This window comes from Pseudomonas sp. H26/SER47-MNA-CIBAN-0231, assembly GCF_040310465.1.
GTDB lineage: Bacteria > Pseudomonadota > Gammaproteobacteria > Pseudomonadales > Pseudomonadaceae > Aquipseudomonas > Aquipseudomonas atacamensis.
The window spans coordinates 1-26,348 of record NZ_JBEOPW010000016.1; the positions used below are offsets into that span (position 1 = coordinate 1).

19 protein-coding genes are annotated in these 26,348 nt (G+C 59.0%); 12 read left to right on the forward strand and 7 right to left on the reverse strand.

The genetic code is table 11. From position 1 onward, the window contains the following. Positions 1-216: 216 nt before the first annotated feature. On the forward strand, positions 217-2,109 hold the full coding sequence (mrdA, locus tag AAEZ10_RS21000; protein ID WP_350570832.1) for a penicillin-binding protein 2: 1,893 nt from the start codon (positions 217-219) through the stop codon (positions 2,107-2,109). A gap of 12 nt (positions 2,110-2,121) precedes the next feature. Here the strand turns inward: mrdA and AAEZ10_RS21005 are convergent, their stop codons facing one another. After that, a complete protein-coding gene (locus AAEZ10_RS21005; protein WP_350570834.1) occupies positions 2,122-2,526 on the reverse strand; it encodes a lysozyme inhibitor LprI family protein in 405 nt (134 codons plus the stop codon). 40 nt (positions 2,527-2,566) lie between these two features. Then, positions 2,567-3,481 (reverse strand): ADP-ribosylglycohydrolase family protein, encoded by a 915-nt coding sequence (locus AAEZ10_RS21010; RefSeq protein WP_110646748.1) that lies wholly within the window; start codon positions 3,479-3,481, stop codon positions 2,567-2,569. Positions 3,482-3,657: 176 nt separating this feature from the next. Here AAEZ10_RS21010 and AAEZ10_RS21015 point away from each other — a divergent pair, with 176 nt between their 5' ends. Then, positions 3,658-4,146 (forward strand): SRPBCC family protein, encoded by a 489-nt coding sequence (locus AAEZ10_RS21015; RefSeq protein ID WP_016775506.1) that lies wholly within the window; start codon positions 3,658-3,660, stop codon positions 4,144-4,146. Positions 4,147-4,460: 314 nt separating this feature from the next. On the opposite strand, the gene acnA is transcribed toward AAEZ10_RS21015, so the two are convergent. Next, a complete protein-coding gene (acnA, locus tag AAEZ10_RS21020; protein ID WP_350570836.1) occupies positions 4,461-7,202 on the reverse strand; it encodes an aconitate hydratase AcnA in 2,742 nt (913 codons plus the stop codon). A gap of 222 nt (positions 7,203-7,424) precedes the next feature. Here acnA and rlmM point away from each other — a divergent pair, with 222 nt between their 5' ends. Both rlmM and tusA read left to right on the forward strand, forming a co-directional pair. After that, the gene (rlmM, locus tag AAEZ10_RS21025) at positions 7,425-8,498 is read left to right on the forward strand and encodes a 23S rRNA (cytidine(2498)-2'-O)-methyltransferase RlmM (RefSeq protein WP_122746895.1); all 1,074 of its coding nucleotides are present in this window, start codon (positions 7,425-7,427) and stop codon (positions 8,496-8,498) included. A gap of 65 nt (positions 8,499-8,563) precedes the next feature. Further along, a complete protein-coding gene (tusA, locus tag AAEZ10_RS21030; RefSeq protein ID WP_071173066.1) occupies positions 8,564-8,812 on the forward strand; it encodes a sulfurtransferase TusA in 249 nt (82 codons plus the stop codon). 48 nt (positions 8,813-8,860) lie between these two features. Here tusA and AAEZ10_RS21035 read toward each other — a convergent pair whose 3' ends face one another. Continuing rightward, entirely contained in the window at positions 8,861-10,270 is a 1,410-nt protein-coding gene (locus AAEZ10_RS21035) for an MATE family efflux transporter (RefSeq protein WP_041477396.1), read from the reverse strand. A 160-nt stretch (positions 10,271-10,430) separates the two neighbouring features. Between AAEZ10_RS21035 and pdxB the strand changes: the two genes are divergently transcribed. After that, positions 10,431-11,573, forward strand: a complete 1,143-nt coding sequence (gene pdxB, locus AAEZ10_RS21040; RefSeq protein ID WP_350570839.1) for a 4-phosphoerythronate dehydrogenase PdxB — start codon at positions 10,431-10,433, stop codon at positions 11,571-11,573. Between the two features lie 167 nt (positions 11,574-11,740). Here the strand turns inward: pdxB and AAEZ10_RS21045 are convergent, their stop codons facing one another. Further along, positions 11,741-11,920 carry a PA1571 family protein gene (locus AAEZ10_RS21045; RefSeq protein WP_024013646.1) on the reverse strand — a complete coding sequence of 60 codons (180 nt, stop codon included), beginning with the start codon at positions 11,918-11,920 and terminating at the stop codon, positions 11,741-11,743. Between the two features lie 258 nt (positions 11,921-12,178). Between AAEZ10_RS21045 and AAEZ10_RS21050 the strand changes: the two genes are divergently transcribed. Then, positions 12,179-13,960, forward strand: coding sequence for an ABC transporter transmembrane domain-containing protein (locus AAEZ10_RS21050; protein WP_350570842.1), 1,782 nt, complete (start codon positions 12,179-12,181; stop codon positions 13,958-13,960). Positions 13,961-14,078: 118 nt separating this feature from the next. Here the strand turns inward: AAEZ10_RS21050 and AAEZ10_RS21055 are convergent, their stop codons facing one another. Continuing rightward, entirely contained in the window at positions 14,079-16,007 is a 1,929-nt protein-coding gene (locus tag AAEZ10_RS21055; protein ID WP_122703552.1) for a transglycosylase SLT domain-containing protein, read from the reverse strand. A gap of 214 nt (positions 16,008-16,221) precedes the next feature. Here AAEZ10_RS21055 and AAEZ10_RS21060 point away from each other — a divergent pair, with 214 nt between their 5' ends. Next, positions 16,222-18,144 (forward strand): ATP-binding cassette domain-containing protein, encoded by a 1,923-nt coding sequence (locus AAEZ10_RS21060; RefSeq protein ID WP_039760799.1) that lies wholly within the window; start codon positions 16,222-16,224, stop codon positions 18,142-18,144. 192 nt (positions 18,145-18,336) lie between these two features. Here AAEZ10_RS21060 and AAEZ10_RS21065 read toward each other — a convergent pair whose 3' ends face one another. Continuing rightward, positions 18,337-18,774 (reverse strand): universal stress protein, encoded by a 438-nt coding sequence (locus AAEZ10_RS21065; protein WP_016775498.1) that lies wholly within the window; start codon positions 18,772-18,774, stop codon positions 18,337-18,339. Positions 18,775-18,877: 103 nt separating this feature from the next. On the opposite strand from AAEZ10_RS21065, the gene AAEZ10_RS21070 reads away from it, so the two are divergent. The 5 genes from AAEZ10_RS21070 to topA all read left to right on the forward strand — a co-directional run bounded on the left by AAEZ10_RS21070 (position 18,878) and on the right by topA (position 26,272). Next, positions 18,878-19,315, forward strand: a complete 438-nt coding sequence (locus AAEZ10_RS21070; protein ID WP_073471442.1) for a hypothetical protein — start codon at positions 18,878-18,880, stop codon at positions 19,313-19,315. A gap of 526 nt (positions 19,316-19,841) precedes the next feature. Further along, positions 19,842-21,989: a fatty acid oxidation complex subunit alpha FadB gene (gene fadB, locus AAEZ10_RS21075; RefSeq protein ID WP_024013640.1), complete on the forward strand. Its 2,148-nt coding sequence runs from the start codon at positions 19,842-19,844 to the stop codon at positions 21,987-21,989. Positions 21,990-22,018: 29 nt separating this feature from the next. Then, positions 22,019-23,194 carry an acetyl-CoA C-acyltransferase FadA gene (gene fadA / locus AAEZ10_RS21080; protein WP_016775495.1) on the forward strand — a complete coding sequence of 392 codons (1,176 nt, stop codon included), beginning with the start codon at positions 22,019-22,021 and terminating at the stop codon, positions 23,192-23,194. A 93-nt stretch (positions 23,195-23,287) separates the two neighbouring features. Next, the gene (locus AAEZ10_RS21085; protein WP_041477350.1) at positions 23,288-23,524 is read left to right on the forward strand and encodes a DUF1653 domain-containing protein; all 237 of its coding nucleotides are present in this window, start codon (positions 23,288-23,290) and stop codon (positions 23,522-23,524) included. A 114-nt stretch (positions 23,525-23,638) separates the two neighbouring features. Continuing rightward, on the forward strand, positions 23,639-26,272 hold the full coding sequence (topA, locus tag AAEZ10_RS21090) for a type I DNA topoisomerase (RefSeq protein WP_016775493.1): 2,634 nt from the start codon (positions 23,639-23,641) through the stop codon (positions 26,270-26,272). Positions 26,273-26,348: the final 76 nt, after the last annotated feature.

Here is a 26,348-nt window from a genome sequence, read left to right on the forward strand (position 1 = left end):
ATGTGAGAGTAGGTCATCGTCAAGATTAAATTCCGAAACCCCAATTGCGAAAGCAGTTGGGGTTTTGTTTTGCCTGCAAGAAAGTTTTCAGCCTGCCACCGGGGAAATTCATCCTGAAGTGGATGGCGAGTTTTGGTATGGTGCAGCTCGTTTTTTAACGGACTGATGTCATGCCCACGGATCGGCACTCATTTATGTCAAAGAGTTGCTGTAGAAATGCCTGAACCAATCCCGATCAAGGATCATGAAAAAGAGACGCGGCTGGTCAACAAACGATTGATCGCCTGCGCTCTGTTTGTCTTCGCCATCAGCTGCGCTCTGGTGGTGCGCCTGTACATCCTCCAGGTCGTGGAATTCGACTACCACTCGACCATCTCCGAAAACAATCGCGTCCATGTCCTCCCGATACCGCCAACCCGTGGATTGATCTACGACCGCAACGGTGTGTTGCTCGCCGACAATCGCCCCAGCTACAACCTGACCATCACCCGTGAGCGTGCCACCGACGTCAATCAAGAATTGGACGAAGTCATCAACTTGCTGCACTTGCCTGCTGAAGACCGCACGGTATTCGACAAGGCGATGAAGCAATCCCGGCATCCGTTCACACCGGTCACCCTGTTTTATGAGCTGACGGAGGAGCAGATCGCTATCTTGGCGGTTAATGAATTTCGTCTGCCGGGTATTGATGTCGAGCCGCAGTTTGTCCGGCACTATCCCCTTGGGGCCCATTTCGCCCATTCGATTGGTTATGTCGGTCGGATCAATGAAAAAGAATCGAAGACGCTCGATTCCGTTGAATACCGAGGCACTCAATCCATTGGTAAAACCGGTATCGAGCGCTTCTATGAAGCGCAGTTGCACGGCCATGTCGGTTACGAAGAAGTGGAAACCAATGCTCAAGGCCGTGTGCTGCGCGTACTCAAGCACACCGATCCGGTTCCAGGTAAAAACATCGTCCTTAGCCTCGATGTAAAGCTGCAGGAAGCTGCCGAAGCTGCTTTGGGCGACCGTCGTGGCTCAGTGGTAGCCCTTGATCCGTCCACCGGAGAAGTGCTGGCGATGGTCAGCAATCCGAGTTTCGATCCGAATCTGTTCGTCACCGGGATCAGTTCGAAGGAATATTCAGCGCTGCGGGATTCCATCGATCGGCCATTGTTCAACCGCGTATTGCGCGGCCTGTACGCCCCAGGCTCGACGATCAAGCCGGAAGTCGCCATCGCTGGTCTGGACGCCGGCGTCGTGACCCCGCAGACCCGCGTATACGATCCCGGCTACTACCAATTACCCGACTTCGATCACAAGTATCGCAACTGGAACCACAGTGGTGACGGTTGGGTGGACATGGACGCGGCGATCATGCGTTCCAACGACACCTACTTCTACGACCTGGCGCACAAGCTTGGCATCGATCGTCTGCACGACTACATGGCGATGTTCGGCCTTGGTGAAAAAGTCTCGCTGGACATGTTTGAAGAGTCCCCCGGTCTGATGCCGTCGCAAGCGTGGAAACGCGCTACTCGGCGGCAGGCCTGGTATCCCGGTGAAACCGTTATTCTGGGCATCGGCCAAGGATACATGCAGGTCACACCGCTGCAATTGGCCCAAGCCACTGCACTGATTGCCAACAAGGGGATATGGAATCGACCGCATCTGGCCAAGTCGGTCGACGGTGTAGCGCCGGTTGACGAGCACCCGATGCCGAACATTCTGCTCAAGGATCCGCGGGATTGGGAACAGGTCAATCACGGTATGCAGATGGTCATGCACGATGCTCGAGGCATCGCACGAGCGGCGGCTGCGGGGGCGCAATATCGCATTGCCGGCAAGAGTGGTACGGCGCAAGTGGTGGCGATCAAGCAGGGTGAGCGCTACAACCGTGAGAAAACCCTCGAGCGCCACCGTGACAACGCCCTGTTTGTAGGATTTGCACCGGCCGAACATCCAAAGATCGCCATCTCGGTAATGATCGAGAACGGCGAGGCGGGTGGTCGTGTTGCCGGTCCAGTAGTGCGGCAGATCATGGACGCCTGGTTACTCGATCAGGATGGCCACCTCAAGCCGCAATATGCGGCACCGAGCAGAGCGCCGGGCGATCCTCACGTCTGAAGCGTAACGGTTTCACAGCACAGGTACCGGGCAACTCATATCACCTTCCTCACATTTCAAATATTGCTTGAAGGCTTCTACCCGAGCCTTGGTGACGGCTGTGAGACAGCCACTGTAAACCAATGGATAAACACTCCCGCCCGCCACCCCAGAAGCCGAAAACTTGCACTCCGCATCCCGAAAGCTGACCCACGCCCGCTGCGCGTTGACCAGCAGCTTCTTTCCGTCCGGGTTGTCCTTCAGGCGTCCGTTGATCTGCTGATAGAGCGTATTCAACTCCTTGTCTGCCGCTTTGAACGCTTGCCCCGCGCATTGATTCATCGTCGCCTGATCGCTGGCGTTGGCGCAATCAACGGCGGCATGGGCGAAAGGGGCAAACAAAAAAGGCACAGAGGCCAGAAGCAAACGTACTGACATAAGGTTCTCGCTATCTCGAGTGGAAAGAGTGTATCGATTGTTATGTACGTAGCCGGGAGGCCTCAAGCAAGCGATCCGCAGTGGCGGTGATTTCCTCGCCTTCATGCAACTGCTCCAGCCAGTGCTCGGGGATCGCCCGAGCGCTGTAGTAAGCACCTGCCAACTGACCCACGATAGCAGCCGTTGTATCCGCATCATCACCGAGATTGGCTGCTTTCAACACCGCTTCGGCGAATGTCTGCGTATGGTGAAAGCACCACAAAGCGGCTTCCAGCGATTGGACGCTATAGCCACTGCCTTTTATTTCAGTTTCCGCTTTGTGAAGGTACTCACCCTGAGCAATCGCAACCACCTTGGGCTGGGAAAGCTTGAGCAGTGGCGCCCGGCGAAGCTGTGTTTTCTCCGCACCCTCAAGCGCTCGTGCAATCAGATCAGCCAGCAATTGGCAGCACTCGATTGCCTCCGGCGCCGCATGGGTTGTGCGCGAACTGTCGGCGGCGTGGATCTGGATCTGTCCAGCGTCCGGAAAATAAAACAGCACGACTGGTGCCAACCGCATCAGCGACCCGTTGCCAGCTGTCAACGGGTCAGTCGAGCCGGCAAAAGGCTCTCCGCTTCGCTGATACTGTTGCAGCGCCTGGCTCACGGTCATGCCGATGTCGAAACATTCACCGGTGGAGCTCAGATATCCCCATTTCCACCAATTGAGATAGCGGCCCATCTGATCAGCCGCATCGAAGCCGTTTTTGCTCAGCAGGCTCTCGGCCAGGCACAGTGCCATCGACGTGTCATCGGTCCATTGCCCAGGCTTGAGCTGAAACGGACCACCGCCGATCATGTCGGTCAGCGGCTGGAATGATCCTCGCGGTTGGAACTCAACCGTTGTGCCGACCGCATCGCCGCAAGCCAGGCCGAGGATGGCGCCGCGATACCGATCGGCGAGAGAAAGCTGCATGATTCGTCCTTGTTTCTGCGGATTCGCTGGCAAGATAACAGGTCAGACGGGGCTGATTACAGAGCGGAAACTACGGCAGGATGTGTCCGCTTGAAACGATGCCTGCAGCGCCTGGATACAACTTCGCATTGGACATGTGGTCATACAAGCCTAGTGTTCAGAACAGGAGGTGACGTATGAAACCAGTACCTAACAGTTTCGAACGCAAGATCACGCTCAAGGCGTCGCGTTCCCATGTCTGGCGTGCATTGGTCGATGCAGAGGCGTTTGGCCAGTGGTTTGGCGTGGCGCTCGAGGGCCGGCGTTTCATTGCTGGCGAGTGGACGCAGGGTCAGGTCACTTACCCCGGTTATGAACACGTATTGTGGAATGTGCTGATCGAGCGGGTCGAGCCGCAGCAGCTGTTTTCTTTCCGCTGGCACCCGTATGCGGTCAACCCGAAGATCGACTACTCACAAGAGCCGACCACATTGGTCAAGTTCGAATTGCAGGATTTTGAAGACGGCACTCTACTCAAGGTCTCGGAATCCGGCTTCGCGCACATCCCTGATATCCGTCAGAAAGAGGCGTATTACATGGACAGTCGCGGCTGGGAGGAGCAGTTGAGCAGGCTTGAACAGTTTCTCGCCGAAAGCGCCAGGGCTCGTGAAAGCGGCGGTGCCTGACGGGTCTAAGGGTTTTCGGAAGTGTTTGTATGGCGAATGTCTTACACGTGTTGGTAGCTTTTACGACTATTGCTGATTGGATCCACTGGGTAATCTACACACATCAACTGAGACACAGGGAGTGTTTCAGGATCATGGACGATCGACCATCGCAAGGATCGCTGCCGACAGGGAGTCGATAATGGTCTTGGGAAAAACCCGCTTCGGCGGGTTTTTTTTCGCCTGAATGCAGGAGCCGCCGAAGGCTGCGATCTTTTGATCCTGCTTTTGAAAGCCAGGTCAAAAAGATCACAGCCTGGGCGAATGTCATCCCGTCACGAAGCAATCAACTGCCGCAACACATAATGCAGGATCCCCCCGGATTTGAAGTACTCAACTTCATTCAAGGTATCAATCCGGCACAAGACTTCAATCTTCTCCTGACGCCCATCCTCGCGAGTGATAACCAGCGGCAGGTTCATCCGCGGCCTTAGCTCGACGCCGGTCAATCCCAGAATCTCGAACGTCTCTTTGCCGGTCAGATTGAGGCTCTTACGGTTCTGATCAAGCTTGAACTGCAACGGCAGCACACCCATCCCGACCAGATTCGAGCGGTGAATGCGTTCGAAGCTCTCCGCAATCACGGCTTTGACGCCCAGCAGATTGGTGCCTTTCGCCGCCCAGTCACGGCTCGACCCGGTGCCGTACTCCTGACCGGCAATCACCACCAACGGCGTCCCCGAAGCCTGATATTTCATCGCTGCGTCATAGATCGCCATTTTTTCCCCGGTGGGGATGTAAACCGTGTTGCCACCTTCCTCGCCGCCAAGCATTTCGTTGCGAATACGGATGTTGGCAAACGTGCCGCGCATCATCACTTCATGATTGCCGCGACGGGAACCGTAGGAGTTGAAGTCGCGCGGTTCGACGCCTTTTTCCTGCAGATAACGCCCGGCCGGGCTGTCGATCTTGATGTTGCCGGCGGGGGAGATGTGGTCGGTGGTCACTGAATCGCCGAGCAAGGCCAAGACCCGCGCGCCTTTGACGTCTTTGACTTCCGGCAGAGGGCCGGAAATGTCGTCGAAGAAAGGTGGATGCTGAATGTAGGTCGAATCGTCCTGCCACACGTAAGTGGCCGCTTGCGGCACCTCGATGGCCTGCCATTGCTCATCACCGGCAAACACTTCGGCGTATTCCTTGTGGAACATCGCCGTATTGACCTGATTCACCGCTTCGGCGATTTCCCGGCTGCTCGGCCAGATATCGCGCAGGTACACCGGATTGCCCTGCTGATCCTCGCCCAGCGGTTCGCTGCTGATATCGGTGCGCACGCTGCCAGCCAGTGCGTAAGCGACGACCAGCGGAGGCGAGGCCAGCCAGTTGGTTTTCACCAGTGGGTGTACGCGACCTTCGAAGTTGCGGTTGCCGGACAAGACCGACGCGACGGTCAGATCGGCTTTCTGAATGGCTTTCTCGATCGGCTCCGGCAGTGGCCCGGAGTTGCCGATGCAGGTGGTGCAACCGTAGCCGACCAACGAAAACCCGAGCTGATCAAGGTACTGAGTCAATCCGGCAGCCTTGTAGTAGTCGGTGACCACTTTCGAGCCGGGGGCCAGTGAGCTTTTGACCCACGGCTTGCGTGTCAGACCTTTTTCGACGGCTTTTTTCGCCAGCAGTCCAGCAGCCATCATCACGCTCGGGTTGGAAGTGTTGGTGCAGGAAGTGATCGCGGCGATGACCACGGCACCGTTTTTCAGGCGATAGGTCTTGCCCTCGTATTCGTAGTCCGCCTCACCGACCAGATCGGCGTTGCCCACCGCCACGCCGCCACCGCCCTCGCTTTCCAGGCGTCCTTCTTCTTTGCTGGTGGGTTTGAATTGCAGGTCGATGAAATCACTGAAAGCCTGCGCGACGTTCGGCAGCGAGACCCGATCCTGCGGGCGTTTCGGCCCGGCCAGACTGGCTTCGACGCTGCCCATATCCAGCGCCAGGCTGTCGGTGAACACCGGCTCCTGACCCGGCAGACGCCACAGGCCTTGAGCTTTGGTGTAGGCCTCGACCAATTTCACTACTTCCGGCGGCCGACCCGACAGGCGCAGGTATTCCAGCGTGACATTGTCGACCGGGAAGAAGCCGCATGTCGCACCGTATTCCGGGGCCATGTTGGCGATGGTCGCGCGGTCGGCCAGTGGCAGGTCGGCGAGACCGTCGCCGTAGAACTCGACGAATTTGCCGACCACGCCTTTTTTGCGCAGCATCTGCGTCACGGTCAACACCAGATCGGTGGCGGTGATGCCTTCCTTGAGTTTGCCGGTGAGCTTGAAGCCGATCACTTCCGGAATCAGCATCGATACCGGTTGCCCAAGCATCGCCGCTTCCGCTTCGATCCCGCCCACGCCCCAGCCGAGTACGCCGAGGCCGTTGATCATGGTGGTGTGTGAGTCGGTGCCGACCAGCGTGTCGGGGAACGCGTAAGTGCGGCCATCCTCCTCTTTGGTCCAGACGGTGCGGCCGAGGTACTCAAGGTTGACCTGGTGGCAGATGCCGGTACCCGGCGGGACCACGCTGAAGTTATCGAACGCACTCTGGCCCCAGCGCAGGAAGGCATAGCGCTCGCCGTTGCGTTGCATTTCGATGTCGACGTTCTGTTCAAACGCACTGGCGCTGGCAAACTTGTCGACCATCACCGAGTGGTCGATCACCAGATCCACCGGCGACAACGGATTGATCCGCTGCGGATCGCCGCCGGCCTTGGCCATCGCCGCACGCATGGCGGCGAGGTCGACCACGGCGGGCACACCGGTAAAATCCTGCATCAGTACGCGGGCAGGGCGGTACTGGATTTCCCGATCAGAGCGGCGCTCCTTGAGCCAGGCGGCGATGGCTTTGAGGTCAGCGCCGGTGACGGTTTTTTCGTCTTCCCAGCGCAGAAGATTTTCCAGCAGGACCTTCAATGACATCGGCAGCTTGTCGAGATCGCCCAAGCTTTTGGCGGCTTCCGGCAGGCTGAAATAGTGGTAGGTCGTGGCGTCGATTTGTAGGGTTTTCAGTGACTTCAGACTATCGAGGGACGGCATTACGATCACTCCTTTGAGTCCGCACGGCTACGGACTGAGGGGACGGGCAGAGCATTAAACCTAGCCCTGTTTTGAGTAGCTGGCTAATAACTGGACTCTATCGGCGCAACCATGGTTCCGACTTCAGCTATCATGCGCCGGTTTTCGTGACAGGCATTGCGGCAACGCAAGGCTTGAGCATCGCGCAGCGGTCGAATGATCGACCGCTGCCCAGGAGTAAGAATGAACACCCTATTCATGCATTGCCGGCCCGGCTTCGAAGGCGAAGTCTGTTCGGAGATTTCCGATCTCGCCGCCCGTCTCAATGTCGCCGGTTACGCCAAAGCCAAAACCGCCACGGCGTGCGCCGAGTTTGTCTGTACCGAAGCGGACGGCGCCGAACGCCTGATGCGCGGTCAGCGTTTCGCCGAATTGATCTTCCCTCGCCAGTGGGCGCGCGGCTTTTTCATCGATTTACCGGAAAACGACCGGATCAGTGTGATTCTCGCGCACATGGCCGATTTTCCGGTGTTTGGCAGTCTGTGGCTGGAAGTGGTCGATACCAATGACGGCAAGGAACTGTCGAATTTCTGCAAAAAGTTTGAAGGACCGCTGCGCAAGGCGCTGACCGCCGCTGGCAAACTGGTGGAAGACGCCAGCAAGCCGCGTTTGTTGCTGACCTTCAAAAGTGGTCGCGAAGTGTTTCTCGGCATGGCCGATGCCGGCAATTCGGCGATGTGGCCGATGGGCATTCCGCGCCTGAAGTTTCCCCGCGAGGCGCCGAGCCGTTCGACCTTGAAGCTGGAGGAGGCGTGGCACCACTTCATTCCACGTGATCAGTGGGAAGATCGCCTGCACAGCGACATGACCGGCGTTGACCTTGGCGCCGCGCCGGGCGGCTGGACCTGGCAACTGGTCAACCGGGGCATGCTGGTGACGGCTATCGACAACGGCCCGATGGCTGAAAGCCTGATGGAAACCGGGCTGGTCCAGCATCTGATGGCGGATGGTTTCACCTTCAAGCCCAAACAGCCGGTGGACTGGATGGTTTGCGACATTGTCGAGAAACCGGCGCGTAACGCGGCGATGCTGGAAGAATGGATTGGCGAGGGACATTGCCGCGAGGCCGTGGTCAACCTGAAGCTGCCGATGAAACAGCGTTATGCCGAGGTGAAACGTCTGCTCGAGCGCATTGCCGATGGATTCAAGGCACGTGGGATCAAGGTTGATATCGGCTGCAAGCAGTTGTATCACGACCGCGAGGAAGTCACCTGCCACTTGCGCCGCCACGACAGCAAAAAGCCCAAGTCCCGCTAACCGGCAGACGTTGGACGATATTCCCGGCGATGCGCGACAATGCCGGCCAGTTTCTGGAGTAAACCATGAGCGAAATGATCAACACCCCGGTCGACGGCACCCTCGACGCCACCGGCCTCAATTGCCCGGAACCGGTGATGATGTTGCACCAGCACATCCGCGATCTGGTGCCCGGCGGCCTGCTCAAGGTGATCGCCACCGATCCCTCGACCAAGCGCGATATCCCCAAGTTCTGCGTGTTTCTTGACCATGAGCTGGTCAGCCAGCACGAAGAGGCCGGCACCTATCTGTACTGGATTCGCAAGAAGTCCTGACTCAGGGCAAAAAAAGACCTGCAAATGCAGGTCTTTTTTTATGGGTGATCAACCCGCCGAACGACTGATTCGAATTCGCTTGCGCGCACTGCGTGTCAGACGAATCGACAGCATCAACGCTGCGCAGCTCAAACCGACGATCAAACCCTGCCACAAACCGCTCGGACCGCGTGGCTCGCCGAGCCAATCGGTCAGGCCCAGCGCATAACCGACCGGTAAACCAATCCCCCAGTAGGCGAAGAGAGTCAGGATCATCGTTACCCGAGTATCCTGATAACCACGCAGTGCGCCTGCCGCAGTCACCTGGATCGCATCGGAAAACTGGAACAGCGCCGAATAGACAATCAGCATCGCCGCAATGTGAATCACCGTTGGATCAGCGGTATAGATCGCCGCAATCGGCTCGCGCAGCGCCAGCATCAGGCTCGCCGACAGGCAGGCGTAGGCCAGCGCCGTGCCCATGCCGACTCCAGCGGCAAAACGCGCCTCACGCGGTTCCTCGCGGCCTAGCGCCTGGCCGACACGCACGGTAACCGCCATGCCCAGCGAGTACGGGATCATGAACACCAGCGAGCTGACGTTCAGCGCGATCTGATGCCCGGCCACCACCGTCGCGCCGAGGCTGCCGATCAGCAGGGCGATCACGGCGAAGATGCTCGACTCGGCAAACACCGCGATGCCGATCGGCAAACCAATCGACAGCAGACGTTTGATCACCGCCCACTGCGGCCAGTCGAAGCGGCTGAACAGTTCGCTTGAGCGATAGGCTGGTGCCCAGCGTTCGTACCCGGCCAGGCCCAGCGCCATCACCCACATCACGATCGCCGTGGCCCAGCCGCAACCGACGCCGCCCATGGCCGGTACGCCGAAGTGGCCATAAATGAAGATGTAGTTCAGCGGGATGTTCAATGCCAGACCACAGAGGCCCAACACCATGGCCGGGCGGGTGCGGCCGATGCCATCACTGGTGCAACGCAATACGTGATAGAAGGCCACCGCCGGCAAGCCGCTGGCGATGCCGTGCAGATATTGCATGCACGGGCCGATCAACTCGGGATCGACTTTCATCAGATGCAGGACCGGCTCGGCAGCGATCAGCATCGAGGTGGCGATCAATCCGACTACCAATGCCAGCCACAACGCCTGACGCACGATCGGGCCGATCTCGCTGTGCTTGCCGGCGCCGAAACGCTGCGCGACCTTTGGCGTGGTGGCCAGCAGGGTGCCGGTCATCAACAGAAATACCGGAACCCAGATCGAGTTGCCCAATGCCACTGCCGCCAGGTCCTTGGGCCCGACGCGCCCGGCCATCACCGCATCGACGAAGCCCATGGCCGTGGTCGCCAGTTGCGCGATGATGATCGGCAGGGCGAGGGCGAGCAGGTTTTTCAACTCCAGGCGAATCCGCGCAGGGCGGCTCAGCGAGACGGCGACAGGTTGGTCAGTTACAGGGTTCACAGGCAAAGCGTCCAGAAAGTATTGATGCGCAGAGCGGCGCATTCTACGCCGCTGACGCCTCGGTCAGGAAATATCCTCTGTTGCGTATTTGTAAGCGCAAACCCTGCTGGCTGATCGACGCGTCAGCACCTAAACTGCCGATCCGCCCAAGGAGCCCGCCATGCTGATTGTTGCCGACGAAAATATCCCGCTGCTCGATGCCTTTTTTGCCGGTTTCGGTGACATCCGCCGAGTGCCGGGCCGCTCCATTGACCGCGCGACGGTCGAGCACGCCGATGTGTTGCTGGTGCGTTCGGTGACCAACGTCAATCGCGCGCTGCTTGCTGGCAGCAAGGTGCGCTTTGTCGGCACCTGCACCATCGGCACCGATCATCTGGATCTCGATTACTTCAACGAGGCCGGGATCTGCTGGTCGAGCGCGCCGGGTTGCAATGCCCGTGGCGTGGTCGATTACGTACTGGGCAGTCTGATGACGCTGGCCGAAATCGAAGGCGCGGATCTGACTCAGCGTACTTACGGTGTCGTCGGCGCCGGTGAAGTGGGTGGGCGCTTGATCAAGGTCCTGAAAGGCTTGGGCTGGAATGTGAAGGTTTGCGACCCGCCGCGTCAGGCTGCCGAGGGCGGCGAATATGTCAGCCTCGAGCAGATCATCGAACAGTGCGACGTGATCAGTCTGCATACGCCATTGACCCGCAATGGCGACGACGCGACGTGGCACCTGTTCGATCAGCAGCGTTTGCAGCAACTCAAGCCGGGTGCATGGTTGATCAACGCGGCGCGCGGCCCTGTGGTGGATAACGTTGCGCTGCGTGAGGTGCTGCTGGAGCGCGAGGACCTGCAAGCGGTGCTCGACGTCTGGGAGAAGGAGCCGGAAGTCGACCCTGCGCTGGCCGAGCTCTGCGTATTGGCCACGCCTCATATTGCCGGTTACAGCCTCGACGGCAAGCAACGCGGGACCGCGCAGATCTATCAGGCCTACTGCGCTTTAAGCGGCCAACCTGCAGCTATCCAGCTCAGCGATCTGCTGCCAGCAACCTGGTTGTCGGAAGTTTCCCTGCACGGTGACAGCGATCCGGCGTGGGCACTGGCGATGTTGTGCCGGGGCGTGTACGACCCGCGCCGCGATGATGCGGATTTCCGCCGCAGTCTGGTGGGGAATGTCGCCGAGCAGCGAGCGGCGTTTGACGTGTTGCGCAAGCAGTATCCGGTGCGCCGCGAGATTGAAGGGCTGAAGGTGCGAATTGAAGGAGATGCGCCGGGGTTGCGGCAGATTGTTGAGGCGCTGGGGGCGGTGGCTGTCTGAATCAGCGCTGGCCTTTTCGCGAGCAGGCTCGCTCCCACAGGGGATCTACAGTGCAGCAAAGTTAAAGGTGGGAGCGAGCCTGCTCGCGAAAGCCAGACCACCAATCCCGAATTGCAGATATAAAAAACCCGGCCAATCAGGGCCGGGTCGGGAAGACGGTGGCTACATCACTCTTGTTCGGCAGGCTTGACCAATCGCTTCTCCAGTTCGCGGCAAGCGTCCTGGATCATGTCTTCAGTGATCGGTACTTCGCGGCCCTGCTCATCGATAATCGAGCAACCCAGAGACTGGTCGGGTTTGGTGCGGATCACTTCAATCTTGTCTTCGCTGCTGTGTTGCAAGGACATGGCCTGTCTCCTCATCAGGTTGTGTGCCTAAGTTAAAACCGCCACGTGACCAGGCTGTGACAACTCCCTGCGGTCTGTCGGCGGGCGGCATCTCTACTCAAACAGAAATGACCGCTCGTCTCAACCGCAACCTTAGACCAATCGTTTCTAGCATCCGGACATCCCGGGCATATTTAACCTGACTCATTGTGATTTACAGAGTTCCACCCCATCTGAGTCTGTAGGCTGGCCCGATCCTTCTGCGCAGACGTGAACTCCATGATCTCCATGCTTTCTTCCCGACACCGGCGCGCCCTGCGCCTGACCAGTCATTTTCTCCTGCCGTACCGCTGGCATGCCGTCGGCGCTCTACTCGCGCTGATCGTCACCGCCGGCATTACCCTGTCGATGGGGCAGGGCATCAAGTTGTTGGTAGACCAGGGTTTCATGACCCGTTCGCCGCATCTGCTCAATCAGTCCATCGGCATTTTCATGTTGCTGGTGCTCGGGCTGGCGCTGGGCACCTTTGCCCGTTTCTATCTGGTGTCGTGGATAGGCGAGCGCGTGGTCGCCGACATTCGCCGTCAGGTGTTCAATCACCTGGTGTATCTGCATCCGGGCTTTTATGAGGACAACCGCAGCTCGGAAATCCAGTCGCGCCTGACCGCTGACACCACGCTGCTGCAATCGGTGATCGGCTCGTCGCTCTCGCTGTTCCTGCGCAATCTGCTGATGGTGATCGGCGGTGTGATGCTGCTGTTCATCACCAATCCGAAGTTGACCAGCATTGTCGTGATTGCACTGCCGCTGGTAATCGCGCCGATCCTCATTTTCGGCCGCCGCGTACGCAATCTGTCGCGCCAGAGCCAAGACCGTATCGCCGACATTGGCAGCTATGTGTCGGAAACCCTTGGTCAGATCAAAACCGTACAAGCCTACAACCACCAGGTTCAGGACGAGCAGCGTTTCGCTTCGACCGTCGAGCAGGCGTTCGAAACTGCGCGTAAACGGATCTTCCAGCGAGCGTGGTTGATCACTTTGGTGATCGTGCTGGTGCTTGGCGCGGTGGCGGTGATGTTGTGGGTCGGCGGCATGGATGTGATGGCGGGACGGATTTCGGCTGGGGAACTGGCGGCGTTCGTTTTCTACAGCCTGATTGTCGGCAGTGCGTTCGGCACGCTGAGCGAAGTGATCGGCGAACTGCAACGCGCTGCGGGTGCCGCTGAACGCATCGCAGAATTGCTGCGTTCGGAAAACATCATCCAGCCACCGTTGACCGGACTGGTCACTCTGCCAGCGCGAGTCAAAGGTGAACTTGAACTGCGCGACGTGCGTTTTTCCTACCCGTCGCGTCCGCAAAGCTACGCCGTCGATGGCTTGAATCTGACGGTGAGGGCAGGCGAAACCCTGGCATTGGTGGGGCCGTCCGGCGCCGGCAAGTCCACGGTTTACGACTTGTTGCTGCGCTTCTACGATCCACGCGAGGGGCAGATTCTCCTTGATGGCGTGCCGCTGACCAGCCTTGACCCGCTGGATCTGCGCCGCTGTTTCGCCCTGGTCTCGCAAACCCCTGCATTGTTCTTCGGCAGTGTGGAGGACAACATCCGCTACGGCTGCCCGACGGCCACGCTTGAACAGGTCAAGGAAGCTGCGCGAATTGCCCACGCCCACGACTTCATCGAACAAATGCCGGACGGCTATCAGACTCATCTGGGAGATGGCGGCCTCGGGTTGTCCGGCGGTCAGCGCCAGCGTCTGGCCATTGCCCGCGCCTTGCTGGTAGACGCGCCGATCCTGCTTTTGGACGAAGCCACCAGCGCCCTCGACGCACAGAGCGAGCATCTGATCCAGCAGGCCCTGCCAACGCTGATGGAGAACCGCACCACGCTGGTCATCGCGCACCGACTGGCCACGGTGAAGAACGCTGACCGCATTGCAGTGATGGATCAAGGCAAGCTGGTAGCGGTGGGGACACATCAGGAGTTGATCGCCAGCAATCCGCTGTACGCACGGCTGGCGGCGTTGCAGTTTAATGATGGTCGATCTGTCACAGCAGACTGAGCAATCGACCAAGTAACCGATCAAGTAACCGACCAAGTAACCGACCAAGTAACCGACCAAAAAAATGCCCGTATCTCACGATACGGGCATTTTTCATGATCCGGCGTCAGCCTGGTGATTACTGATCATCAAAATACCGCTCATGCCAATCCACCAGCGGTTGCGGCGAGTTGAGCTTTTGCCCGTAGATCACCGAGTAGGACAACACGTTCTGCACGTATTGACGGGTTTCGTCGAAAGGGATGCTTTCCACCCAGACGTCGAAACTCAGGTGATCTGCGCCGCGCAGCCACTGACGCACGCGGCCTGGCCCGGCGTTGTAAGCGGCGGAGGCGAGCACGCGGTTGCCGTTGAACTGGCTGTGAACTTGGCTGAGATAAGCGGCGCCGAGCTGGATGTTCTTGTCTGGATTAAGCACTTGCTGGGGCGAGGCCAGTGGAATGCTGAACTTGCGCGCGGTTTCCTTGGCCGTGCCGGGCATCAATTGCATCAGACCGCTGGCGCCGACGCTGGAGCGCGCGTCGTCCATGAAGGCGCTTTCCTGGCGGGTGATGGCGAACACCCAGCTCGAATGCAGGCCGCGCACCTTGGCTTCACGCACGAGGGTATCGCGGTGCGCCATCGGGAAGCGGATGTCCAGATCGTCCCAGTACTGCGCCTGACTGATGGTGCGGATCGCCGGGAAGTACCATTTCAGGTCGTAGGCCAGTTTGGCCTGTGCGACCATTTCATCGCGATTGAAATGTCGGCTGACGTGATACCACTCGCGACGCCCGTCGACGATCTGCCCGCGTGCATGAAACTCCAGCGCGCGACGTACGCCGGGGGTATTGCGGACCTTGTTGATCAGCGCCTGGCTGAGCACCAGCGGTTTGTTGTTCAGCGAGTAAGGCGATTGTGAACGGTCTGCGGCGAGGAAGCCGTAGAAGTCTCGTTCCCGCGCCAGATTCTTGTACAGGGTCAGCGCTTGCGGGTTTTGTGGCTCGGCCAGTTCCAGGCTGCGCGCCTGCCAGTAGCGCCAACGGTTGGTGGTGGCCAGGTCTTGCGGCAGACGTTTGGTCAATTCGTAGGCATCGTTCCAGCGTGCCAGACGCAGCAGCAGGCGCAGGCGCCATTCCGAGACGGTGTTGTCGCGCAGCTCCGGATCGTATTTGGTCATCACGTCCAGCGCGCGGCTGTCGAAGCGGCGCGCGAGGGTCAGGCCGATCTCGCGAGCGATCGCGACCTTCTCAACGCGAGAGAAATGCATGCTGCTGGCGTAACCGTCGAGCAAAGCCATGGCCTTGTCCGGATCCTGCCTGGCGAGGCGGCGCAAGCCGAGGCTGACGACGTCTGACATCGGCTCGTCGGCCGGGGTGAAGCGCGACGGCTGGTTGAGCAGTTCGGGCTTCTGCGCCACGTCGACCAGCAAGCGACCGCGCGGGGCGAGGGTGGTCAGGCCGTTGATCAGACTGTTGGCCAGCGGATAGTTGCGGGCCTGCGCGGCAAGCTTGGTGCGCTCCCAGCGTTTCTGCTCGGTGAGCTGGCCATCGGCGGCCCAGATGCCGAACAACGCGTCACACGCAGCCGGTTGCGATTTGCCGGTCAGCCAGAGTTTTTCCGCGTTGGCATAGCCTTCAGCCTTCTTGTCGTGGCTGATTTGGTACTGCGCGTTGAGGCAGTCGAGCTCAGTGAAATTCAGCTTCGGATCGTAGTACTTGACGAAGGTCGCCCAGTCGCCACGGTCGGCGAGCCAGCGCAACCAGCGCAGCTTCATCCAGTTGGCCTGCGGCAGGTCACCGTGCTCGGCGAGGAACTTCTCGATCTCTGCGTTGCTCGCGGTCTTCAGGCGCGCGGTCAGTTCGTCGTAGGCCAGATACGGTTCCAGCGGATAATCGGCCAGCGCCTGGCTGTAACGGAAATACGGGCCGGTATCACCCTTGGCCAAGGCGCGCTTGGCTTCATCGTAATACTGGCGTTGGGTGGACAGGTCCACCGCCTGGACGGATTGAGCGGCAGCGGCGGTAAGAAACAAGCAGGACAAAACACTGAAAAGGCGACTGCGCATGAGACATCCGGGCAGAGAAATCATGACAAGTGCCGATCGGAATCCGCACTGAATTGCCTGTAGCTTAGCCTTTTGCCAGCAAGCGGCGAAAGCTTTGCGAGCCTCGCTGCACAAGTTCGCAACAAATGTTGTGCAGAGTGCTTCGACAGACAAATTGCCGGCCTGCTCAAGCCTCAAGTCAGGTAGAATGCGCGCCCGGTTTTTGGAGAAGCTCATGACCCTGCTCAAATTCAGCGATGTGTCCCTTGCGTTCGGCGCTATGCCGTTGTTGGACAAGGTGTCCTGGCAGATCGCCCGTGGTGAGCGGGTGTGCATCATCGGCCGCAATGGCACTGGCAAGTCCAGCATGATGAAACTGGTCAAGGGCGACCAGAAGCCCGATGACGGCTCGGTATGGCGTGCCCCCGGTCTGAAAATCGGCGAATTGCCGCAAGAATTGCCGGTGGCCGACGACCGGACGGTATTCGACGTGGTGGCTGAAGGCCTCGATGGTGTTGGCGCCTTGCTCGCCGAATACCATCACCTGAGCCAGAACATCGTCACCGACGCCGATCTGGACAAGCTGATGCATGTTCAGCACGACCTTGAAGCCCGTGATGGCTGGCGCTTGCAGACGCTGGTCGACAGCACCCTGAGCCGCCTGCAACTGCCGGCCGACAAGACCCTCGCCGAACTCTCCGGTGGCTGGCGTCGTCGCGTGCTGCTGGCGCAGGCGCTGGTGTCCGAGCCCGATCTGCTGCTGCTCGACGAACCGACCAACCACCTGGACATCGGTGCGATTGCCTGGCTCGAAGAAGCGCTGAAAGATTTCCAGGGCGCCGTGCTGTTCATCACGCACGACCGTTCCTTCCTGCAAAACCTCGCCACGCGCATCCTCGAACTGGATCGCGGTGGGCTGATTGACTGGAACGGCGACTACGCCAGTTTCCTCGTGCACAAAGAAGCCGCGCTGGCCGCTGAAGAAACTGCCAACGCGCTGTTCGACAAGCGTCTGGCTCAGGAAGAAGTGTGGATCCGTCAGGGCATCAAGGCCCGCCGCACTCGTAACGAAGGTCGCGTGCGCGCCCTGAAAGCCCTGCGCGTTGAGCGCAGTGAGCGTCGCGAGCGTACCGGCAAGGCCAACATCCAGCTGGAAACCGCGGACAAATCCGGCAAGCAGGTGATGGTCCTTGAGAACGTGAGCTTTGCGCATCCGGGCGGGCCGTTCCTGATCAAGGATTTCTCCATGGTCCTGCAGCGCGGCGATCGTATCGGTCTGCTCGGCGCCAACGGTACCGGCAAGACCACCCTGTTGAAACTGATGCTTAGCGGTCTGCAACCGACCAGCGGCAAAGTGGAAGAGGGCACGCGTATCGACGTCGCCTACTTCGACCAGTTGCGCCATCAGCTGGATCTGGAAAAAACCGTGATCGACAACGTCGCCGAAGGTCGCGACTTTATCGATATCGACGGTCAGAGCCGCCATGTGCTGAGCTATCTCGGTGATTTCCTGTTCAGCCCGCAGCGTGCGCGTACGCCGGTCAAGGCGTTGTCGGGTGGCGAGCGTGCGCGTCTGTTGCTGGCGAAGCTGTTCAGCAAACCGGCAAACCTGCTGGTACTCGACGAACCGACCAACGACCTCGATGTGGAAACCCTCGAACTGCTCGAAGAAGTGCTGCTGACCTTCAACGGCACCGTGCTGATGGTCAGCCACGACCGGGCATTCCTCGATAACGTGGTGACCAGCACCCTGGTCTTCGAAGGTGAAGGCAAGGTTCGTGAATATGTCGGCGGCTATCAGGACTGGATCCGTCAGGGCGGCTCGCCGCGTCTGTTGGGTGTGACTGAAAGCAAGTCGGGCAAGGCTGACCTGAATTCGGCGGTGGTTACCGCTGAGCCGGCTCCGGTGGCTGCGCCTGCCGCTGCCGCTCCGGTTGCCAAGAAGAAACTGAGCTACAAGCTGCAGCGCGAGCTGGAAGCCTTGCCGGGCGACATCGACGCCAAGGAGCAGCAGATTGCTGCGGTTGAAGCGGAAATGGCTGAAGCCGGTTTCTACCAGCGTCCGCCGGCGGAAACGGCCAAAGTGATTGCTTCGCTGGAGCAATTGCAGGCCGAGCTGGATGCGTTGGTGGAGCGTTGGGCCGAGTTGGATGCTTGATTGCTCCTGATGTAAAAAAGCCCGGCGCTCAGTGATGAGCGCCGGGCTTTTCATATGTAACGCGATCTACAGGCGGGAGCAGGTCACCTGTGGGAGCGAGCCTGCTCGCGAAGGCGGTGTGTCAGGCACCACTCATATTGAATGTGCCGACGTATTCGCGAGCAGGCTCGCTCCCACAAAGAGCAAGACAGATCAACGTTTGACCAGGTGCACCGCCAGTACATCGCATGGTGCGCCGTGCAGCACGTCATTCGCGGTCGAGCCGAGCAGCAGTGCCAGGCCATGACGGCCGTGACTGCCGACCACGATCAGATCGCACGCTTGTTCCTTGGCAAAATGATGGATTTCCTGGCGTGGCTGGCCGTAGGTCAGATGGCAATTGGCGCCTTCGAGCTCGGGGTATTTCGATTTGAGTTTTTCAAGACGCTCCTTGGCCTGATCAAACTGCTGTTGTTGCAGTTGTGACAGGTCCATCGGCACGTCGCCACCGAAGGCCATGGCCATAGGTTCAACGATATGCACCAGCGACAACTTGGCAGCGTTGCTCACCGACAGCTCGCGGGCGCGGTGGATCACAGGGTCGCACTCTTCGGTCAGATCTACGGCGACCAGTATGTGGTGGTAGGGCATGAGGTGCTCCTCCTGAGGGTTCGATATTGGTAAGTATGGCTGGTTTCAAGCGCATTGGTTCGCAAGTGACACAATGGGCTCATCAAAAATCGGGAGTACAGATATGACGGTCTGGCTGGTGGTGTCAATCCTGCTGGTAGTTTTAAGTCCATTGGCATGGTTGCGCCCATCGCGCACGCAGAGCGGGCGCATGGCCTTGCGCATGGAGGCTCGACGCATCGGCCTGGCCATGCAGCTGGCGCCGCAGGAGTGGCCGCACTGGCTGCTGCCGGAGCCGCCGAATCCGTGCGCCCAGTTCCACCGGCCGCGGCGTGGCAGTCAGCCGGCGTGCTGGACCTATTGGCAGAAAACCCCGGGCGTGTGGGTCAACCAATGGCAGGAAGTCTGCAGTGACCGGACCCTGCTCGATTATTTCGAAAAATTGCCGGGGAATGTTTTCAAGATCGAAGCGGACAAGCAGATGATCGCCTTGTACTGGGGCGAGAAGGGCGAGGCGACGGTTCTGCAGGATATCGACGCGACCCTGAAAGCACTGGCGTGACGCGCGGACTTTTCTCACTGCAACGGTGTGAAACGTCCGGCAGACGCGCAATAAAAAGCCCGACATGATTCGTCGGGCGGGTTGGCCAGGCAGGCCGGTAATCTTTTTTTGCGGCAGGCGCTTCGATCGCCCCGGCAAATTTCCTCGCAGTCCCCCCAGCGTAGCCTTCTGAACAGGGCTCGGCGGAAATTAGGGCGACTTTTCTAACTATTGATTCTATGAATGGCTCAACATCGAGACGGGTGTTGCTGCTCATCATGGTGCAGAAATGACTGCAAAGTCGCATTTCAGCCCGAATTTAGGGCGATTGACAATTGTCAGAAATTCCGTGAAGGTGACGTACCCGAATCAAACGGGCGTATGAATTGAGCGTTTGTCTTACAGACTGCTCCTACAGAATCCCGACTATCGCGTTGGCGGGTGTGCCAGGCGGACGGTGTCAGTATCGACGAACAAAGCGTCCTTCTGAGCCATAAACCTGCGTCCGACGTGTACTGTTCAGCTTCCATATCGTGGAGATCAGTTGATGATTTACGAAGGTAAAGCCATCACGGTTAAAGCTCTTGAAAGTGGCATCGTCGAATTGAAATTCGACCTCAAGGGTGAGTCCGTCAACAAGTTCAACCGTCTAACCCTGAACGAACTGCGTCAGGCCGTAGACACCATCAAGGCAGATGCTTCGATCAAGGGCGTGATCGTCAGCAGCGGCAAGGACGTATTCATCGTCGGCGCCGACATCACCGAATTTGTCGACAACTTCAAGCTGCCGGATGCCGAGCTGGTTGCAGGCAATCTCGAAGCCAACAAGATCTTCAGCGATTTCGAAGACCTCAACGTGCCAACCGTCGCGGCCATCAACGGCATCGCCCTCGGTGGCGGTCTGGAAATGTGCTTGGCGGCCGATTATCGCGTCATGTCCACCAAGGCCAAGATCGGTCTGCCGGAAGTCAAACTGGGCATCTACCCAGGCTTCGGCGGTACCGTACGTCTGCCACGCCTGATCGGTGTCGACAACGCCATCGAGTGGATTGCCGCCGGCAAGGAAAACCGTCCTGAAGACGCCCTGAAAGTCAGCGCCGTCGACGCCGTAGTCGCCCCTGAAAAATTGCAGGAAGCTGCCCTCGAGCTGATCAAGCGCGCCATCTCCGGCGAGTTCGATTACAAGGCCAAGCGTCAGCCGAAACTTGAAAAACTCAAGTTGAACGCCATTGAGCAAATGATGGCTTTCGAAACTGCCAAAGGTTTCGTGGCTGGCCAGGCCGGCCCGAACTACCCGGCGCCGGTTGAAGCGATCAAGACCATCCAGAAAGCCGCGAACTTCGGTCGCGACAAAGCGCTGGAAGTGGAAGCTGCAGGCTTCGTCAAACTGGCCAAGACCTCTGCTGCGCAGAGCCTGATCGGCCTGTTCCTGAACGATCAGGAACTGAAGAAAAAGGCCAAGGCCTATGACGAAATCGCCAAGGACGTGAAGCAGGCTGCCGTACTCGGCGCCGGCATCATGGGTGGCGGTATCGCTTATCAGTCGGCTTCCAAAGGCACGCCGATCCTGATGAAGGACATCAACGAGCACGGTATCGAGCAGGGTCTGGCCGAAGCCGCCAAGCTGCTGGTCGGCCGCGTTGACAAGGGTCGCATGACCGCTGCGAAGATGGCTGAAGTGCTCAACGGCATTCGTCCGACGCTGTCGTACGGCGACTTCGGTCACGTCGATTTGGTCGTCGAAGCTGTGGTCGAGAACCCTAAGGTCAAGCAAGCGGTACTGGCTGAAGTCGAAGACAAGGTCAAAGAGGACACCATCCTCGCGTCCAACACCTCGACCATTTCCATCAGCCTGCTGGCCAAGGCCCTCAAGCGTCCGGAAAACTTTGTCGGCATGCACTTCTTCAACCCGGTGCACATGATGCCGCTGGTGGAAGTGATCCGTGGCGAGAAGTCCAGCGAACTGGCGATCGCTACCACCGTTGCCTATGCGAAGAAAATGGGCAAGAACCCGATCGTGGTCAATGACTGCCCCGGCTTCCTGGTCAACCGCGTGCTGTTCCCGTACTTCGGCGGTTTCGCCAAGCTGGTCAGCGCCGGTGTCGACTTCGTCCGCATCGACAAAGTCATGGAAAAATTCGGCTGGCCGATGGGTCCTGCGTACCTGATGGACGTGGTCGGCATCGACACCGGTCACCACGGTCGCGACGTCATGGCTGAAGGTTTCCCGGATCGCATGAAGGATGACCGTCGTTCGGCCATCGACGTGCTGTACGAAGCCAAACGCCTGGGCCAGAAGAACGGCAAGGGCTTCTACGCCTACGAGGCCGACAAGAAAGGCAAGCAGAAGAAAGTCGCCGATCCGTCGGTACTCGAAGTGCTCAAGCCGATCGTTTACGAGCAGCGCGAAGTCACTGACGAAGACATCATCAACTGGATGATGATCCCGCTGTGCCTGGAAACCGTGCGTTGCCTGGAAGACGGCATCGTTGAAACCGCCGCCGAAGCCGACATGGGTCTGGTCTACGGTATCGGTTTCCCTCCATTCCGTGGCGGTGCGCTGCGCTACATCGATTCGATCGGTGTTGCCGAGTTCGTTGCCCTGGCTGACCAGTACGCTGATTTGGGCGCGCTGTACCACCCGACCGCGAAGCTGCGCGAAATGGCCAAGAACGGCCAGAGCTTCTTCGGTTAAGCGCCCCCAACTAGAGTGAGAGTGAACTTATGAGCTTGAATCCTAGAGACGTCGTGATTGTCGACTTCGGTCGTACTCCGATGGGCCGCTCCAAGGGCGGCATGCACCGCAACACCCGCGCCGAAGATATGTCGGCGCACCTGATCAGCAAACTGCTGGAACGCAACAGCAAGGTCGACCCGGCGGAAGTCGAGGACGTGATCTGGGGCTGCGTCAACCAGACCCTGGAGCAGGGCTGGAACATCGCGCGCATGGCGTCGCTGATGACCCAGATCCCGCACACTTCTGCTGGCCAGACCGTCAGCCGTCTGTGTGGCTCGTCGATGAGCGCGCTGCACACTGCTGCGCAAGCGATCATGACCGGCAACGGTGACGTGTTCGTGGTCGGCGGCGTCGAGCACATGGGCCACGTGAGCATGATGCACGGTGTCGATCCGAACCCGCACATGTCGCTGTATGCGGCGAAAGCCTCGGGCATGATGGGCCTGACCGCGGAAATGCTCGGCAAGATGCACGGCATCACCCGTGAGCAGCAGGATGCCTTTGGCGTGCGTTCCCATCAGTTGGCCCACAAGGCAACCGTGGAAGGCAAGTTCAAGGACGAAATCATCCCGATGCAGGGTTACGACGAGAACGGTTTCCTGAAACTGTACGACTACGACGAAACCATTCGTCCGGAAACCACCCTGGAAAGTCTGGCGGCGCTCAAGCCGGCATTCAATCCGAAGGGCGGCACCGTGACTGCCGGTACTTCGTCGCAGATCACCGACGGTGCTTCGTGCATGATCGTGATGTCGGCGCAGCGTGCACAGGACCTGGGTATCCAGCCGATGGCGGTGATCCGTTCGATGGCAGTAGCGGGTGTGGACCCGGCGATCATGGGCTATGGTCCAGTGCCGGCGACACAAAAAGCCCTGAAGCGCGCAGGCCTTGGCATCAACGATATCGACTTCTTCGAGCTCAACGAAGCTTTCGCTGCACAGGCTCTGCCAGTGCTGAAAGATCTGAAAGTGCTCGACAAGATGAACGAGAAGGTTAACCTGCACGGCGGCGCGATCGCCCTGGGTCACCCGTTCGGTTGCTCCGGTGCACGTATTTCCGGCACCCTGTTGAACGTGATGAAGCAGAATAGCGGCACCTTCGGGGTGGCCACTATGTGCATTGGTCTCGGCCAAGGCATCTCCACCGTCTTCGAACGCGTTTAAGCGTCTCGTCGATGGAAGCCGGGGCCCAGTGCCCCGGTTTTTGTTTTTGGGTTTTTTATTTATTTTTGAAAAGATTTCAGTGAGGGCCGAAGCATGCCGATACAACCTGGGCTCTACCAACATTACAAAGGTCCGCAATACCGTGTATTCAGTGTTGCGCGGCATTCCGAAACCGAAGAAGAAGTGGTCTTTTACCAAGCCCTGTATGGCGATTACGGCTTTTGGGTGCGCCCGCTGAGCATGTTCGTCGAGTCGGTCGAGGTTGACGGCGAGCAGGTGCCGCGCTTTGCTTTGGTGCAGGCCGAACCAAGCGTCTTTGACAAGGCATGAGGCGACTGCGCAGACAACCCTGCGCTTGACCTCACCTTGTATCAACTATATATAGCGGTGCCGCGTCAGGCGCCAACCGCCTTTCACTTCTAGAATTCAGGAATTTTCTGATCCATGGGCAAATCGCTGGTCATTGTGGAATCCCCGGCTAAGGCCAAGACCATCAACAAGTATCTGGGTAACCAATACGTGGTGAAGTCGAGTATCGGCCATATCCGAGACCTGCCCACCAGCGGTTCGGCTAGCGCCAGCAAAGAGCCAGCCGCCAAGCGCGGCAAGGCTGCTGCGGGCGAAGGTCCGGTGCTCTCGCCGAAAGAGAAAGCGCGCAAGCAGCTGGTCTCGCGCATGGGCGTCGATCCCGAACACGGCTGGAAAGCCCAATACGAGATCCTCCCCGGCAAAGAGAAGGTCATCGAAGAGCTGCGCCGGCTCGCCAAAGATGCTGACACCATCTATCTCGCAACCGACTTGGATCGCGAGGGGGAAGCCATTGCCTGGCACCTGCGCGAAGCCATCGGTGGTGATGACAGCCGTTACAAGCGTGTGGTGTTCAACGAAATCACCAAGAAGGCGATTCAGGAAGCCTTCTCCGAGCCGGGCGAGCTGGACATTGATCGTGTCAACGCCCAGCAGGCGCGTCGCTTCCTCGACCGCGTCGTCGGCTACATGGTCTCGCCGCTGCTGTGGGCCAAGATCGCCCGTGGTCTGTCCGCCGGTCGCGTGCAATCGGTCGCGGTAAAACTGGTGGTCGAGCGTGAGCGCGAAATCCGTGCGTTCAATCCCGAAGAATACTGGGAAGTGCATGCCGATCTCGGTACTGCCAAAGGCTCGACCGTGCGTTTCGAAGTGGCTCGCGAAAAAGGCGAAGCCTTCAAGCCGCTGAACGAAGCCCAGGCCATGGCTGCGCTGGAGAAGCTCAAGTCCTCCAGCTACAGCATCGTCAAGCGCGAAGACAAACCGACCAGCAGCAAGCCGTCGGCGCCGTTCATCACGTCGACCTTGCAGCAGGCTGCGAGCAACCGCCTCGGTTTCGGCGTGAAGAAAACCATGATGATGGCCCAGCGTCTGTACGAAGCCGGCTACATCACTTACATGCGTACCGACTCGACCAATCTCTCGGCCGACGCCGTGGCGATGGCGCGCACTTATATCGAGGACGAATTCGGCAAGAAGTACCTGCCGGAAACGCCGAACGTCTACAGCAGCAAGGAAGGCGCGCAAGAGGCTCACGAAGCGATTCGTCCGTCCGACGCCAACACTACGCCAAGCAAGCTGGCGGGTATGGAGCGTGATGCCGAGCGTCTGTACGAGCTGATCTGGCGCCAGTTCCTCGCCTGCCAGATGCTGCCGGCGCAATACCTGTCGACCACCGTCAGCGTCGGCGCTGGCGACTTCGAGCTGCGTGCCAAGGGCCGTATCCTCAAGTTCGACGGTTACACCCGGGTGATGCCGCAGATTGCCAAGCCTGGCGATGACGACGTGCTGCCGGACATGGCGCAGGGCGATGTGATGAAGCTGATCAAGCTCGATCCGTCGCAGCATTTCACCAAGCCACCGGCGCGTTACTCCGAGGCCAGTCTGGTCAAGGAAATGGAAAAGCGCGGCATCGGTCGTCCTTCGACCTACGCTGCGATCATTTCGACCATTCAGGATCGCGGTTATGTGACCCTGCACAACCGTCGTTTCTACTCGGAAAAGATGGGCGACATCGTCACCGAGCGTCTGTCCGAGAGCTTCTCCAATCTCATGGACTACGGCTTCACCGCCGGCATGGAAGAGAACCTCGATGACGTGGCGCAGGGCGAGCGCGACTGGAAAAACGTGCTGGACGAGTTCTACGGCGACTTCAAGAAGAAGCTCGAAGTAGCGGAAAACCCGGACAGCGGCATGCGCGCCAACCAGCCGGTCATGACTGACATTCCGTGCACCACCTGCGGTCGTCCGATGCAGATTCGTACCGCATCGACGGGCGTGTTCCTCGGCTGCTCAGGCTACAGCCTGCCGCCGAAAGAGCGCTGCAAGGCTACCGTCAACCTGGTGCCGGGCGATGAAATCGCAGCGGACGACGAGGGCGAATCGGAATCGCTGGTACTGCGTGGCAAGCATCGCTGCCCGATCTGCAGCACGGCGATGGACGCCTACCTGCTGGATGAAAAGCGCAAGTTGCACATCTGCGGCAACAACCCGGATTGCGCTGGTTACGAAATCGAAGAAGGCAGCTATCGCATCAAGGGCTATGAAGGTCCGAGTCTGGAATGCGATAAGTGCGGCAGCGAGATGCAGCTCAAGACCGGCCGTTTCGGCAAGTTCTTCGGTTGCACCAACCCGGAGTGCAAGAACACCCGCAAGCTGCTGAAGAGCGGTGACGCGGCGCCGCCGAAGATGGATCCCGTGAAGATGCCTGAGCTGAAATGCGAAAAGGTCAACGACACCTACATCCTGCGCGATGGTGCGTCCGGTCTGTTCCTGGCCGCCAGTCAGTTCCCGAAAAACCGCGAGACTCGCGCTCCGCTGGTGATCGAGATTCTGCCGCACAAGGACGAGATTGATCCGAAGTACCACTTCCTGTGCGAGGCTCCGCAAAAGGATCCTGACGGTCTGCCAGCGGTCATCCGCTACAGCCGCAAGACCAAGGAGCAATACGTACAGACCGAAGTCGACGGCAAGCCGACAGGCTGGAAGGCGTATTACGACGGTGGCAAGTGGACTGTTGAAGACAAGCGCAGCGCAAAGGCCAAGGCTGAGTAAGCGTTATTCTGAACAGCGAAAAGGCCGCATGAAACCTTCGGGATTTCATGCGGCCTTTTTGTTTTTTGCTTGCGCT

Coding starts and splice junctions, on each gene's coding strand:
- mrdA (WP_350570832.1), top strand. CDS start 217: ATGCCTGAACCAATCCCGATCAAGGATCATGAAAAAGAGACGCGGCTG.
- AAEZ10_RS21005 (WP_350570834.1), bottom strand. CDS start 2,526: ATGTCAGTACGTTTGCTTCTGGCCTCTGTGCCTTTTTTGTTTGCCCCT.
- AAEZ10_RS21010 (WP_110646748.1), bottom strand. CDS start 3,481: ATGCAGCTTTCTCTCGCCGATCGGTATCGCGGCGCCATCCTCGGCCTG.
- AAEZ10_RS21015 (WP_016775506.1), top strand. CDS start 3,658: ATGAAACCAGTACCTAACAGTTTCGAACGCAAGATCACGCTCAAGGCG.
- acnA (WP_350570836.1), bottom strand. CDS start 7,202: ATGCCGTCCCTCGATAGTCTGAAGTCACTGAAAACCCTACAAATCGAC.
- rlmM (WP_122746895.1), top strand. CDS start 7,425: ATGAACACCCTATTCATGCATTGCCGGCCCGGCTTCGAAGGCGAAGTC.
- tusA (WP_071173066.1), top strand. CDS start 8,564: ATGAGCGAAATGATCAACACCCCGGTCGACGGCACCCTCGACGCCACC.
- pdxB (WP_350570839.1), top strand. CDS start 10,431: ATGCTGATTGTTGCCGACGAAAATATCCCGCTGCTCGATGCCTTTTTT.
- AAEZ10_RS21045 (WP_024013646.1), bottom strand. CDS start 11,920: ATGTCCTTGCAACACAGCAGCGAAGACAAGATTGAAGTGATCCGCACC.
- AAEZ10_RS21050 (WP_350570842.1), top strand. CDS start 12,179: ATGATCTCCATGCTTTCTTCCCGACACCGGCGCGCCCTGCGCCTGACC.
- AAEZ10_RS21055 (WP_122703552.1), bottom strand. CDS start 16,007: ATGCGCAGTCGCCTTTTCAGTGTTTTGTCCTGCTTGTTTCTTACCGCC.
- AAEZ10_RS21060 (WP_039760799.1), top strand. CDS start 16,222: ATGACCCTGCTCAAATTCAGCGATGTGTCCCTTGCGTTCGGCGCTATG.
- AAEZ10_RS21065 (WP_016775498.1), bottom strand. CDS start 18,774: ATGCCCTACCACCACATACTGGTCGCCGTAGATCTGACCGAAGAGTGC.
- AAEZ10_RS21070 (WP_073471442.1), top strand. CDS start 18,878: ATGACGGTCTGGCTGGTGGTGTCAATCCTGCTGGTAGTTTTAAGTCCA.
- fadB (WP_024013640.1), top strand. CDS start 19,842: ATGATTTACGAAGGTAAAGCCATCACGGTTAAAGCTCTTGAAAGTGGC.
- fadA (WP_016775495.1), top strand. CDS start 22,019: ATGAGCTTGAATCCTAGAGACGTCGTGATTGTCGACTTCGGTCGTACT.
- AAEZ10_RS21085 (WP_041477350.1), top strand. CDS start 23,288: ATGCCGATACAACCTGGGCTCTACCAACATTACAAAGGTCCGCAATAC.
- topA (WP_016775493.1), top strand. CDS start 23,639: ATGGGCAAATCGCTGGTCATTGTGGAATCCCCGGCTAAGGCCAAGACC.